The 12,945-nt window shown below is 70.8% G+C and carries 13 protein-coding genes; 10 read left to right on the forward strand and 3 right to left on the reverse strand.

The features are described from left to right. The first annotated feature begins 18 nt into the window (after nucleotides 1-18). A complete protein-coding gene (locus ACTOQ1_RS21580) occupies nucleotides 19-1,110 on the forward strand; it encodes a hypothetical protein (protein WP_440069684.1) in 1,092 nt (363 codons plus the stop codon). A gap of 244 nt (nucleotides 1,111-1,354) precedes the next feature. On the opposite strand, the gene ACTOQ1_RS21585 is transcribed toward ACTOQ1_RS21580, so the two are convergent. Continuing rightward, nucleotides 1,355-1,927: a hypothetical protein gene (locus ACTOQ1_RS21585; protein ID WP_440069685.1), complete on the reverse strand. Its 573-nt coding sequence runs from the start codon at nucleotides 1,925-1,927 to the stop codon at nucleotides 1,355-1,357. 173 nt (nucleotides 1,928-2,100) lie between these two features. Between ACTOQ1_RS21585 and ACTOQ1_RS21590 the strand changes: the two genes are divergently transcribed. The 6 genes from ACTOQ1_RS21590 (at nucleotide 2,101) to ACTOQ1_RS21615 (ending at nucleotide 7,587) form a co-directional block, all read left to right on the forward strand. After that, nucleotides 2,101-2,769, forward strand: coding sequence for a response regulator transcription factor (locus ACTOQ1_RS21590; RefSeq protein ID WP_440069686.1), 669 nt, complete (start codon nucleotides 2,101-2,103; stop codon nucleotides 2,767-2,769). Nucleotide 2,770: 1 nt separating this feature from the next. Continuing rightward, on the forward strand, nucleotides 2,771-4,240 hold the full coding sequence (locus ACTOQ1_RS21595; RefSeq protein ID WP_440069688.1) for an ATP-binding protein: 1,470 nt from the start codon (nucleotides 2,771-2,773) through the stop codon (nucleotides 4,238-4,240). Between the two features lie 50 nt (nucleotides 4,241-4,290). Continuing rightward, nucleotides 4,291-4,701 (forward strand): Rieske (2Fe-2S) protein, encoded by a 411-nt coding sequence (locus tag ACTOQ1_RS21600; RefSeq protein WP_440069690.1) that lies wholly within the window; start codon nucleotides 4,291-4,293, stop codon nucleotides 4,699-4,701. A gap of 499 nt (nucleotides 4,702-5,200) precedes the next feature. Beyond that, on the forward strand, nucleotides 5,201-6,103 hold the full coding sequence (locus tag ACTOQ1_RS21605; RefSeq protein ID WP_440069692.1) for a GNAT family N-acetyltransferase: 903 nt from the start codon (nucleotides 5,201-5,203) through the stop codon (nucleotides 6,101-6,103). Nucleotides 6,104-6,300: 197 nt separating this feature from the next. Beyond that, nucleotides 6,301-7,194, forward strand: coding sequence for a L,D-transpeptidase family protein (locus ACTOQ1_RS21610; RefSeq protein WP_440069694.1), 894 nt, complete (start codon nucleotides 6,301-6,303; stop codon nucleotides 7,192-7,194). 147 nt (nucleotides 7,195-7,341) lie between these two features. Continuing rightward, the gene (locus ACTOQ1_RS21615; RefSeq protein ID WP_440069696.1) at nucleotides 7,342-7,587 is read left to right on the forward strand and encodes a hypothetical protein; all 246 of its coding nucleotides are present in this window, start codon (nucleotides 7,342-7,344) and stop codon (nucleotides 7,585-7,587) included. A gap of 48 nt (nucleotides 7,588-7,635) precedes the next feature. On the opposite strand, the gene ACTOQ1_RS21620 is transcribed toward ACTOQ1_RS21615, so the two are convergent. Continuing rightward, nucleotides 7,636-8,598, reverse strand: a complete 963-nt coding sequence (locus tag ACTOQ1_RS21620; protein WP_440069697.1) for a serine hydrolase domain-containing protein — start codon at nucleotides 8,596-8,598, stop codon at nucleotides 7,636-7,638. A 33-nt stretch (nucleotides 8,599-8,631) separates the two neighbouring features. Beyond that, entirely contained in the window at nucleotides 8,632-9,678 is a 1,047-nt protein-coding gene (locus ACTOQ1_RS21625) for an aldo/keto reductase (RefSeq protein WP_440069698.1), read from the reverse strand. Between the two features lie 107 nt (nucleotides 9,679-9,785). Between ACTOQ1_RS21625 and ACTOQ1_RS21630 the strand changes: the two genes are divergently transcribed. From ACTOQ1_RS21630 to ACTOQ1_RS21640, 3 genes are all read left to right on the forward strand, one after another. After that, nucleotides 9,786-10,733: an AraC family transcriptional regulator gene (locus ACTOQ1_RS21630; RefSeq protein ID WP_440069700.1), complete on the forward strand. Its 948-nt coding sequence runs from the start codon at nucleotides 9,786-9,788 to the stop codon at nucleotides 10,731-10,733. 72 nt (nucleotides 10,734-10,805) lie between these two features. Further along, on the forward strand, nucleotides 10,806-11,294 hold the full coding sequence (locus ACTOQ1_RS21635) for a MarR family winged helix-turn-helix transcriptional regulator (RefSeq protein ID WP_440069701.1): 489 nt from the start codon (nucleotides 10,806-10,808) through the stop codon (nucleotides 11,292-11,294). 73 nt (nucleotides 11,295-11,367) lie between these two features. Continuing rightward, on the forward strand, nucleotides 11,368-12,876 hold the full coding sequence (locus ACTOQ1_RS21640) for a DHA2 family efflux MFS transporter permease subunit (RefSeq protein WP_440069703.1): 1,509 nt from the start codon (nucleotides 11,368-11,370) through the stop codon (nucleotides 12,874-12,876). Nucleotides 12,877-12,945: the final 69 nt, after the last annotated feature.

The raw sequence follows: 12,945 nt of genomic DNA on the forward strand, positions 1-12,945 counted from the left end.
CTGACCCAAGGAGCACCGATGACGCTGTCGCCCCTCGACGACCATCCCGTCCACCAGTCGCCAGAGGTCATGCGGCACGTCACGACGTCGGACCGCAACTTCTACGACCGGTACTACTTCAACTGCCACGCCGGGTCCGACGAGCTGATGCTCATCGTCGGCCTCGGCCAGTATCCCAACCTCGGTGTCACCGACGCGTTCGCCTGCGTGCGGTACCGGAACCTGCACCGCGTGGTCCGGGCCTCCCGGGAACTCGGCGGCGACCGGATGGACACGCGGGTCGGCCCGTTCAGGGTCGAGGTGATCGAGGGCCTCCGGCGGCTGCGGGTGGTGCTCGACCCCACGGAGCACGGCCTGTCCTTCGACCTCACCTGGGAGGGCACCGTACCGGCCACCCTGGAACCCCGGCACTTCCTGCGCTGGCAGGAGCGCGTGGTGTTCGACTCCTCCCGGATGGCCCAGACCGGCCGGTGGACCGGGCACATCCTGGTCGGCGACGAGCGCGTCGAGGTCACCCCTGATCGCTGGCAGGGCACCCGCGACCGCTCGTGGGGCATCCGCCCGGTCGGCGAGCCCGAGCCCCCCGGCATCCAGGCGCGCAACGCGGGCACCTTCTACTGGCTCTACGCGCCCGTCCAGTTCGACGACCACGCCATCCTGTGCATCGTCCAGGAGGACGAGAAGGGCCGCCGGGTGCTGGAGGAGGCGGTGCGCGTGTGGGGGTTCGGCTCTCCGAGGGAGGGTGAGGAGGAGTATCTCGGCCGTCCCGAGTACCGCCCGACGTACGTGGACGGCACCCGGGAGGTGCGCGAGGCGACGATCTCCTTCTCCCCGCCGGGCGGGAAACCCTTCGACCTGCGCTGCGTCCCGATTCTCCCGGTGCACCTGATGGTGGGCACCGGATATGGCCTGGAATCGGATTGGAAGCACGGCATGTACCAGGGTCCCGGCCCGGTGGTCCAGGGCGTCACCCACACGCTGCCCGAGGACGCCCCCAGGATGTGGGGCATGGTCGACGCGGTCGGCCGCTTCGAGTACGACGGCCGGATCGGCTACGGGTTGTACGAGTACTGGGCCCTGGGCCCGCACCCGTCCTTCCCCGGGGGCTGACCCCCGCACGTGACCGGTCGTCCCCCGGGGATCGGCCCCCGCACGTGACACGTCGTCCCCCGGGGACCGGCCCCCGCACGGATCTCCCCGCGGGTTTCCCGGATCGCCTCCGAGCCGGCGATGAACCGGCCGGAGTCGTTTCCGGGCCTGCTGCGAACCGGCCGGGGTCATTCCCGCACGGATGCCCCGGCCGGTTCGCAGGTCTTCGCGGGGACGCCCCGGGCTCGCCGGGGTGTCCCCGAGGTCACTCCTCCTCGGCCTTCTCGCCGGCCTTCCTGACGCAGGTGACGGTGGGCACGTCGCCTTCCGGGTGCTTGCCCGTCACCCTGATCTCGGTGATCCCGGCCCCCTCGGGAGCGGGCACGGCCGTGGAGAGCGTGGCCACCTCCCCGGGCTCCCCCGGCTTCTGAGCGCCTTCGGGAAGGGCGGGCGCGGCCATGACCCTGATCCTCTTGGGCGGGATCGCGCCCTCGGGCAGGGCGGGCGGCTCGGCGTCCGGCCGCACCGCCAGGATGTCCTCGGCGATCGTGACGCGTCCGGCCTCGGGCTTCCCGAGCTCACCGGCCTGTCCGGACGGCACGGCTGGGACGGCGGGAACCGCGAGAGCGGATCCCTCCTTCTCCAGCTTCTCGCGCTCGGCCTCGGTGAGCCGGCGCGTCGTCAGGGTCACCTGGCCGCCCCCCTCGCAGTCGACGATCACGACACCGTCCTTGGGAAGAGGGGCGGGGGTGGGTGTGTCGGCACTGGCGGCTCCGGTCAGCGTGGCCATCAGAGCCCCCGCGGTCACCACGGCGGCGGCGAGCATGCGGATGCGCATGGATGTTCTCCTTGTCAGACGAGTCGGCGGACGGATACGGCAGGTGGACTGGTGAGCGGACCGGCATGCCGTTCTGGAGACCACAGGCTCCCGCCCGTTGCCTGAACCCAGCCTGAAGGCGCCGGAAATCGTCTTCAGGTTGGCTTTAGGCGGGGTACGGCAGGCTGGGCGACATGCGCGTGCTACTGGTTGATGACGAGAAGCGCCTGGCCCACCTCCTGAAGGAGGGGCTGGCGGGCGAGGGATTCGCCGTCGACGTCGCGTACGACGGCCGCGACGGGCTGTGGATGGCGACCGAGAACCCGTACGACGTGATCGTGCTCGACGTCATGCTGCCCCGGATGAACGGCTACGCCGTCTGTGCCAAGCTCCGCGACGCGGAGAACTGGACGCCGATCCTGATGCTCACCGCCAAGGACGGCGTGCACGACGAGGCCGAGGCCCTGGACACGGGCGCGGACGACTTCCTGTCCAAACCGTTCTCCTACGTGGTGCTGCTCGCCCGGTTGCGCGCGCTGGTACGCAGGGGCGGCAGGGCGAGGCCGGTGTCCATCGCGGTCGGCGATCTGACCGTCGATCCGGCGGGGCTTCGCTGCCGCCGCGGCGAGGTGGAGATCTCCCTCACGCCCAAGGAGTTCGCGGTCCTGCACGGCCTGGCGCGCAGGCAGGGCGAGGTGGTCTCCAAGGGCGAGTTGCTGGCCCAAGCGTGGGACTTCGCCTACGACGGCGACCCGAACATCGTCGAGGTCTACGTCAGCGCGCTCCGCCGCAAGATCGACTCTCCGTTCGGCCGCTCGTCGCTGGTGACCGTACGCGGCGCCGGCTACCGGCTGGAGGCCTGAGATGGCGTCGCGCCTGTCGGTACGGCTCCGGGCGACCCTCGCGGCGACCGCCATCGTCGCGGTCGCGCTGGGTGTGGCGGCGTCGGTGCTCGTCGGCGTGCTGACGGGGAGCCTGACCCGGAGCGCCTCCGACGAGGCCGCCCGCCGCGCCGGCGCCACCGCGGACGTTCTCGCCGGCGGCACGGTGATGCTCGACGCCTCGTCGATCGACGCCACGTCGGCCGGCGCCCCGGCGTCTCCCGCGTGGACGGTCGACGCTCCGTCGGCCACCGTGGTGACCGTCACCAGAGCGCGGACCGGGGCCGCCTGGCACTCGGAGCCTGCTCTCCTGGACCCCGACGTCAAGATCTTCACGGCCCCCGCGCCGGCTGTCCCGACACTCTCCGGCCCGGCCCCGGCCGCCGTCCGGTCGTCCGGCGGGAAGGCCGCGCCACCCCCGGCAGCTGTCCAGAACACCGCGGGCGGAGCCGCGCTCCGGCCCGCCGAGGTGGCCCGATGGGCGCCCGGCGAGTCCTTCGCCCTGGCCACGATGCCCGTGGACACCGCCAACGGCACGCTGTTCGTCCAGGCCAGGGCCTCACTCGAACCCACCGCCGATGCTCTGACGACCCTGCGTGGCCTGCTGCTTCCCGGTATTCCCGCGTTGCTCCTGCTGGTCGCCGCCCTCACCTGGCTCGCCGTCGGCCGGGCGCTGGCGCCGGTCTCGGCCATCCGCGCCGAGATGGCCGACATCACCGCCAGCGACCTGCACCGGCGAGTCCCCGTCCCCAGGTCGCGTGACGAGATCGCCCGCCTCGCCGAGACCATGAACCGTACGCTCGACCGCCTCGAACTGGCGGTCAGCCGGCACAAGCGCTTCGTCGCCGACGCGGCCCACGAACTCCGCAGCCCGCTGGCCATCCTGCGGACCCGCCTGGAGCTTGCCCGGCCGGGACCGCTGGCGGCCGAGGCGCTCACCGACGTGGAGCGGATCCAGGCCCTCACCTCCGATCTCCTCCTGCTCGCCCGCCTGGACGCCGGGGAGCCCATCTGTCACGAGGAGGTGGACCTCGGCCAGGTGACCGCCGAGGAGGCGGCCAGGTCGCGTCCCAGGCCGGAGATCGAGGTCACGCTGGAGGTGGCGGCCGACACCGTGATCCTCGGCTCCGCCGGGCAGCTGCGCCGTCTGGTGGCCAATCTGGTGGACAACGCCGTGCGCCACGCGAGTTCCGCGGTCACCGTCCGGCTGGCCACGGACGGCGGCGAGGCGGTGCTCGACGTGCTCGACGACGGACCGGGCATTCCCGCCGAGCACCACGAGGCGGTCTTCGACCGGTTCACCCGGCTGGACGAGGCCAGGGACAGGGACGCGGGCGGTGCGGGTCTCGGGCTGGCCATCGCCAGGGACATCGCGGTACGGCACGGCGGCAGCCTGCGTGTCGCGGGGAATGATCGAGGAGCGTGGCTTCAGGCCCGCTTTCCTGTGATATGAACCACACACGTGATCTATCACGGACCCCTTCACTCCCCAGGAGGCCCGCCATGCCCGCCCCCACCCGTCGCTTAATGATCTTCCGTGCTCTCGCGGGCGGCGCCGCCGCCGCGATCGCGTCGGCCACCGCATGGGTCCGCCCCGCCGAGGCTTCCGAGGACACCGAGGAGACCGCCGGTCCCATCCTGGCCAAGACCAGCAGCATTCCGGTCGGCGGCGGCCGGATCATCAAGGGCACCTGGGTGGTCACCCAGCCGAAGAAGGGAACCTTCCGCGCCTTCAGCGCGAAGTGCACGCACCAGGGCTGCCCGGTCTCGACCATCCGCGGCGGGACCATCAACTGCCCCTGCCACGGCAGCAAGTTCCGGATCGCCGACGGCTCGGTGGCCAGGGGCCCCGCCAAGCGGCCGCTGGCCCGTAAGAAGATCAGGGTCTCCAAGGGCGTCATCCGGCTGAGCTGATCGGCCTGCGCTCACCCGGACTCCGCGCGGGCCGCTCCCGCGACGTGCGTCACGAGAGCGGCCCGCGAGAGGGACGGGGTCAGCGGTCCGTGAAGACGGCAGTCCGGGATTCTCCCTCTTGCCGGTTGTCCTGCGGTCACCCCCCAAGACGCTCCGCGAGGGCGCCACCATGTCTCCTCGCCGTACGAATCAGCACGAAGTCGTACGGGGTCGCTTCGTGCGCCCGCCTCCGTGCGGAGGCCGGTTCGGGCGGAGGTTCGCGGGCGGCTCGCGGGCGGAGGTGGGGCGGGGTGGCCTTCCCCGGACATCGGCGAAGGTTTCACGTGAATCAATCGCTTCGCGCGGCGGCGAGAAGCGGCGCGAGAATACGCGGTACGGGATCCGGCGGTTCGGCGATCCGCACGCTCGGTGGTTCAGCGGGGTCAGTGGTTCAGCGGGCCTGTGTCCGGTCGTGCGGGCGCTCCCGGCCGGAACCGCCCGCGGAAGGGACGTGAGACCGATGGGTGACGTCACCGTACGCCCCTACGAGGGCGCCGCCGACCTGCGCAAGATGCAGGAACTCGTACGGGCGACCTGGGATCCCGGCGTCCGGCCGCATGTCGGAGGCCTCGCCTGGAGCAGGTTCCAGCACGTGGGGCGGGAGTCGGAGTGGCCGACGGCGCTGTGGGAGCGCGACGGTGACACCCTGGCGTGGGGCTGGGCGACGCCTCCGGGCGAGCTGGAGATGTTCGTGCATCCGGCGCATCCCGAGCTGGCGGACGAGGTGCTCGACTGGTTCCGCGGTGTGGCCACCGGCGACGAAGCGGGGGTGACCATCCTGGAGGGCGAGAGGCGACTCGCCGCGGTCCTGTCCCGGCACGGCTACCGGCGGGAGCCCGCGGACGCGCCCTTCCTGCTGCACATGTCACGCGACCTGCGTGACCTGCCGGAACCCGAGGCGCCTCCCGGCTTCGTCGCGCGCCACGTGCGCGGCGAGGAGGACGTGCCCGCGCGGGTGGCCGTGCACCGGTCGGCGTTCGCTCCCTCGTCGGTCACCGAGGAGAGCTACCGCAACGTCATGGGCGCGTGGCCCTACCGGCGCGAGCTGGACCGCGTCGTCGAGGCGCCGGACGGCCGCCTGGCGTCGTACTGCCTGATCTGGCTGGACGACGCCAACGGCGTCGGGGAGCTGGAGCCGGTCGGCACGCACCCTGACTTCCGGCGGATGGGGCTGGCCCGCGCGGTCTGCCTGCACGCGCTGCACCGGCTCGGGGAGGCGGGAGCGACCACCGCGATCGTCCGCCCTCGGGGGGACGCGGGGTATCCGGTGCCCGCTCGACTGTACGAGGCACTGGGCTTCCGCACCCGCGACCGGACGGCCCGCTACTCGCGTCTCCGCCGCCCTCCCGCCGAGTCCCGCTGAATCCCACTGAGCACGTCCAACGGCTTCAGAAGTATTTAGTGAATATCGCCACATAACGCCGCCCGGAAATATGCGCATATTTTCTGGGGAAAATTCTCCCGAGATAATCCTTGAACCGCACGCGGATGTATAAGTCTTACTCCCCGGCAAGTAGCATTACAGGGTTGATCGCACCCGTCGGCGGATAGACGTCACATATGCGAAGCACAGTTCAACGCTCCCTGATCACCAGCACCGTCTTCGCCCTGGTCACAACCCTCCCCTTCAGCGTCACGCACGCCGTGGCCGACCCCGCCCCCGATTCCCAGCACGTCCCCCTGCCGGATCAATTCACGACCCTCAAAGCAGGCAGCAGGGGAATAGAGGTGCACAACGCGAAGAAAAGGCTTAAAGATTTGGGGTTCCCCCCGGGAAATCTCAGCCCCACGTATGACCCCGCTCTGCGCATGACCGTATGGGCCTTTCAGAAGGCGAACGGGTTGAAACCCGTCGACAGGATCGACCAGCCGACCTGGCAGGCCCTCCTGCACCCCCGTCGTGTCAGGCCTCTGGTGTCGTACGGGGAGCCGGAAAGGACCGAGATCGATCTACGGCGCCAGCTCCTCACGGCGTGGAGAGGCGGGAAACCCGTGCTGGTGACCCACATCTCGACCGGTGCCCGCAGGTCGTACTGCGAGAAGGGCCACTGCGGGTTCGCCGCGACCCCGCTCGGCGACTACCGGGTGGGAGCGCGGGTTCCCGGCTGGTCCACCGGGATCCTGGGGTCGATGTTCTACCCCGTCTACTTCAACGGCGGCATCGCCATCCACGGCTCCACCCTCGTCCCCCGCTACCCCGCGTCCCACGGCTGTGTCCGGGTCCCGCTGCACAACGCCCTCGACCTCTACCGGTTCCTCCAGCCGGGCGTTCCCGTATACGTCCGCCGCTCGGAGGCACCCGCCGAGCGCCGTCCGAAGGCTCGCGGGGAACAACGCTCCCGGATTCCCAAGGCACGGCCTCCCAAGGCTCCGCACCGCTCGCACCGGCACTCCTCGCGCCCCGGGCGCTCCACCGGGCATCAGACGGGACGCGGCAGTGGAAGCCGCCGGTGAACCGCGCGGGCGAGCTTGAACCGGGAAGTGGCCTTTGCGGCGAGAAATCCCGGCCGGTACGGCGATCGAACCGATCTCGCGGGCTTAGAACCGGTGCCGCGAGGTCATGATGAAAATGTCGGCAGATCATTGCGAAGGGCGTGAATCGTGATACCAACCATGATCCTGTTCGGCCTGGTCTTCGGGCGATGGTGGCGGGTCTCCCTCCTCGCCGCCGCCGTGTTCTGGCCCGCCGTGCTCCTGGCCGGCGACGCGATCGGACTCGACGGTTCACTGGTGACGGCGGCAGCGCTGGGAGTGCTCAACGTCGCCGCCGGGGTGGCGATCCACCAGAGCGTCCTGTGGATCGTGAGGAACACGATCACGCAGCGCGCACGGGCGAAGAACCCGTAACCGTACGGCCGGTCGCGCCGGTCGCGCCGGTCGCGCCGGTCACGCGGTTCAGCGCCCGATGCCCGCCAGGATCACCTCGTCGAGCACGACCGAGGCGGTCGACTGGTCGGGCCCGTTGTACTGTCCCGCGGTGATGGCGACCACCAGGTCCAGTGCGGGCGCCACGTGGATCCGCTGGCCGCCGTTGCCGAACCCGCCCGTCCACGTGTCGCCCACGTACCAGTGGTAGCCGTAGTGGGACCCCTCGTCGATCCGCACGTGCGGGCGCAGCGCCGTCTCCAGCCAGGACGACGGGACGACGCCGCCGCCCCCGTCGCGCACGAGCCGCCCGATCGCGAGAAGGTCGCGAGGGGTCAGCCGCAGCCCGGAGGCGGCCAGGGCCACCCCGTCCTCGCCGGTCGACCACTCGAAGCGCGTGATCCCCAGCGGCTCGAACAGCCTGGCACGCGCGTAGTCCTGCACCGCTTGGCCGGTGCCCTTCTCGATGAGCCGTGCCACCAGCGCCGAAGCGCCTCCGCAGTAGGACCGCCGGCTGCCCGGCTCGTCCACGATCCGCCGCTCCAGGATGTAGCGGAAACGGTCGGGGGCCAGCTCCATCGCGATCTCGCTGTTGGCCGCGCTCGTGTAGGGGGCGCTCTCGTCCCATTCCAGGCCGAGCGTCATGGTGAGCGCGTGCTCGACCGTGAGCGCGGCTCGCCGGGGATCCTCGGCGAGGTCCGGGTACTCGGGGAAGTGCCGTAGCAGCGACTCGCGCGGCTCCGGCACCCGGCCGTCGGCGAGGGCGATGCCGTACAGGAGGCCGACGACGCTCTTGGTGATCGAGCGGACGTCGTGGAGCGTGTCGGGCGTGAACCGCACCCGGCCGAGCGGCTCGTTCAGCCGGAAATCCTCACCCTCGCCGTAGTACTCAAGGATCACCCTGTCACGGCGGAGGGCGACCACGGCGTGGAGGTCGGGCAGCCGGCCCTGCTCCATGCCGAGGGCGAGACGGTCGGCGAGGGTGTCGCTCATGATCCTTTTATACGCCCTGCCAGGGTGTCAGGGTCAACTCTGCGGGGTGAACTCCCACGCACCCTGCCCGGGGAAGCGGTCGGAGTGGTCGGCCTGGATCCAGCCGGGGTATTCGACCGGGAGCGCGCTGGCGGCGTCCAGCTCGGTGAGATCCCGCTCGGTGAGCTCAAGCTCGACGGCGGCGAGGTTCTCGGTGAGCTGCTCCGGGCGCTTGGCGCCGATGATGACGCTGCTCACACCGGGGCGCGAGAGCACCCAGGCGAGCGCGACGCGGGCCACGCCGACCTCGTGGCGGGCCGCCACCTCGCGCAGGACGTCGATGACGTCGTACGCGCGCTCCAGGTTCACCGGCGGGAACTGGAACTGGTTGCGGCGTGCCCCGCCGTCACTCGTGCCGGTGCGGTCGAACTTCCCGGACAGCAGGCCGGCGGCCAGCGGGCTCCAGACCAGCAGGCCGAGCCTCTGGTCCTGGAGCAGGGGGAGGATCTCGCGTTCGATGTCGCGCGCCGCGAGCGAGTACTGGGCCTGCAGGGAGGCGAACCGCGCCCATCCTCGCCGCTCGGAGACGCCCAGGGCCTTCATCGTCTGCCAGGCGGTCAGGTTGGAGGCGCCGATGTAGCGGATCTTCCCCTGGCGCACCGCGTCGTCGAGGGCGGACAGGGACTCCTCGAAGGGCGTGATCGGGTCGATGTTGTGGATCTGGTAAAGGTCGATGTGGTCGGTACGGAGCCTGCGCAGGCTGTCCTCCAGCGACCGCATGATGTGCAGCCGGGACTGGCCGACGTCGTTGGGGCCGGAGGCCGTCCGCGCGGTCATCTTGGTGGCGAGCACCACGTCGCGGCGGCGTGCCCCGAGCACCTGGCCGAGGAGCTCCTCCGACTCGCCCCCGCCGTACACGTCGGCGGTGTCGATGAGGTTCACCCCGTGATCGAGCGCGGTGCCCACCAGGTGGTCGGTGTCCTTCACGTCCAGCGCGCCGACCGCCTCCCAGACCTGTGAGCCACGCCCGCCGAAGCTCATCGCTCCCAGCGAGACGCGGGAGACGAAGACTCCTGTGGTGCCGAGCTGTGCGTATTTCATCGTCCTACTCCTTCCAGATGAGGGGGGCGTTGGAACGCTATAACTCGTCTACCTGGACAATCCATAAGAAAGAGTCCGACATATATGCGAGATCGTCCGGAGTCACCGTGGACCCCCTGTCCGATGTCCTGACCCTGCTGAACGTCAGCAGCGCCCTCTCCTCGCGCTTCGAGGCCGCCGGCCGCTGGGCGCTGCGCTTCCGGAGCTACCGGCACATCAAGATCGGCGCGATCACGTCCGGCGCCTGCTGGCTCACCATCGACGGCGCGCCCGCGCTGCGGCTGTCGGCGGGTGACTGCTACCTGCTCACGGGCGGGCGGCCGTACGAGGTCGCCAGCGACCTGGACGTCGAGGCGGAGGACGGCCACGCCGTCTACCTCGATGCTCCCAACATCAGGAACGTACGGTACGGCACCACCTCCCCTGACGCGGAGCCGACCGTCATCATCGGCGGCAGCATCACCCTCGACGACATGACCGCGACGCTGCTGCTCGACTGCCTGCCCCCGGCCGTGCGCATCCCCGCCGACAGCCCCCAGGCCCGGACCCTTCGCCCCGTGCTGGGGATGCTGACCCACGAGACCGCGACCGAGCCGCTCGGGGCGACGGTGATGATCGAGCATCTGACCCAGATCATGTTCGTCCAGGCGCTGCGCGCCCATCTGGCCGGCAAGGAGAACATCCCCGGCTGGCTGGGGGCGCTGAACGACCCGCAGATCGGCGCCGCGCTCACCCTGATGCACCAGCAGGCCACCCGCCGCTGGACGGTCGCCGGCCTCGCCGCCGAGGTGGACATGTCCCGCTCCAGCTTCGCCCTGCGTTTCAAGACCCTCGTCGGGCTGCCGCCGCTGGACTATCTGCTGCACTGGCGCATCCGGTCCGCGGCCGAGGCGTTGCGTGCCGGTGACCGCACGGTCTCCTCGGTGGCCTCCGAGTGGGGGTACGCCTCGGAAAGCGCCTTCAGCAATGCCTTCAAACGCGTCACCGGCCAGCCGCCCGCCCGGTACCGAACCGCGAAGCCGCCCCCGCCGGCCGCCCCGCCCGTCTACGAATGACGTCTCCGCGAATTCATGAATGCTTCCGCTTGCAGATAATCCAGAACGGTACCGGTTGGCTATGGTAGGGCCATGACCGCCATGGCACCCGCCCGCACCGAGCCGGATCTGTCGTTCCTGCTGGACCACGTCGGCCACGTCCTGAGAACCCGGATGGCGGCGGCGCTCGCCGAGATCGGGCTGACGGCACGCATGCACTGCGTGCTGGTCCACGCCCTGGAGGAGGAGCGCACGCAGATCCAGCTCGCCGAGCTCGGCGACATGGACAAGACCACGATGGTGGTCACGGTCGACGCCCTGGAGAAGGCGGGGCTCGCCGAGCGCCGCCCGTCCAGCACGGACCGGCGCGCCCGGATCATCGCGGTCACCGAGAAGGGCGCGGAGGTCGCGCGGCAGAGCCAGGAAATCGTCGACGGCGTGCACCGGGCGGCACTGGGCTCGCTGCCCGAGGACGAGGCCGAGGTGCTCGTACGGGCGATGAACCGCCTGGTGACGGGCCATCTGGCCACTCCGGCCGAGGCGCCGCAGGGGATCAGGCGGGCACGGCAGCGCACAAAGTGAATCCATAAAGGATCGTCTATAACAAAACTATCTGCTACGGTCACTCCTGTTCCCCTTCGAACAGGAGACGGCCATGCCGCACACCGCACCCTCCCCTCGGCCCCCTCGCCCCTCCCGGCCTTCCCGCGCCGACGCGTCCCCGTCACGCCGGCTCGCGCTCACCGTGCTGTCCGCCGCGATGTTGATGACGATCCTGGACGGCAGCATCGTGACCGTGGCGATGCCGGCCATCCAGGCGGATCTGGGCTTCTCACCCGCCGGGCTCAGCTGGACCGTCAACGCCTACCTGATCGCTTTCGGCGGGCTGCTCCTGCTGGCCGGCCGGCTGGGCGACCTCATCGGCCGCAAGACCATGTTCCTGGCCGGGAACGTGGTCTTCACCGCCGCGTCGCTGCTGGCCGGGGTGGCCTCCGGGCCCGGCATGCTGATCACCGCCCGGTTCCTGCAGGGCGTCGGCAGCGCGATGGCCTCCGCGGTCGTGCTGGGCATCCTGGTGACGCTGTTCACCGAGCCCGGGGAGCGCGCGAAGGCGATCGGTATCTTCAGCTTCACCGGTGCCGCCGGAGCCTCCATCGGCCAGGTCCTGGGCGGGGTCCTCACCGACGCGCTCAGCTGGCACTGGATCTTCTTCATCAACCTGCCGATCGGGCTGGCCACGATCGCGCTGGCGATCCGGGCACTGCCGGGCGAGCGCGGGATCGGATTCGCCGCCGGGGCCGACGTCGTCGGCGCCGTGCTGGTCACCGGCGGCCTGATGCTGGGCATCTACACCGTGGTCAAGATCGAGGAGTACGGCTGGCTCGCGGCCCACACCCTCGGTCTCGGCGCGGTGTCGCTCGCCCTGCTGGCCGCGTTCGTCATCCGCCAGGCGACCGCGAGGACCCCGCTGATGCCCCTGCGGATCCTCCGGTCGCGCAACGTCTCGGGCGCCAACCTGGTCCAGATCCTGACGCTGTCGGCCATGTTCGCCTTCCAGATCATCGTCGCGCTCTACATGCAGAAGGTCCTCGGGTACGGGGCGCTCGACACCGGCCTGGCGATGCTTCCCGCGGCGGTGGCCATCGGCGGCGTGTCCCTGTTCCTCTCCGCCCGGCTCAACACCCGCTTCGGCGAGCGTGCCGTCCTGCTGGCGGGCCTGGTGCTCCTGTTCGGGGCGATGGGCTGGCTCACCCGCGTACCAGTGAACGCGAACTACGTCACCGACCTGCTCCCGGTGATGCTGCTCATCGCGGGTGGAGGGCTGGTGCTCCCGGCCCTGACCACGCTCGGCATGTCCGGGGCCAGGGCCGACGACGCGGGCCTGGCGTCCGGGTTGTTCAACACCACCCAGCAGATCGGCATGGCGGTCGGCGTCGCGGTGCTGTCCACGCTGGCCGCCCGGCGTACCGGGGAACTGCTGTCGGCGGGAGAGAGCGAGGCGGCCGCGCTGACCGGCGGCTACCACCTCGCCTTCGGCGTCGCCGCCGCTCTGCTCCTGGCCGCCTTCACCGTCGCGCTCGTCGTGCTGCGGCAGCCCAGGCCGGACACCACCGCCCGGGACGCGGCCCCCGTCACACCGGCGGCCCGGCCGGAGACCACCTGATCACCCGGCCGCTCGACCACCTGATCACCGCGGCGGACGGCCCGGCCACACGCGGCGCGGACGGCCGGG

The organism is Streptosporangium sp. OZ121, from assembly GCF_051918885.1.
Taxonomy (GTDB): Bacteria; Actinomycetota; Actinomycetes; order Streptosporangiales; family Streptosporangiaceae; genus Streptosporangium.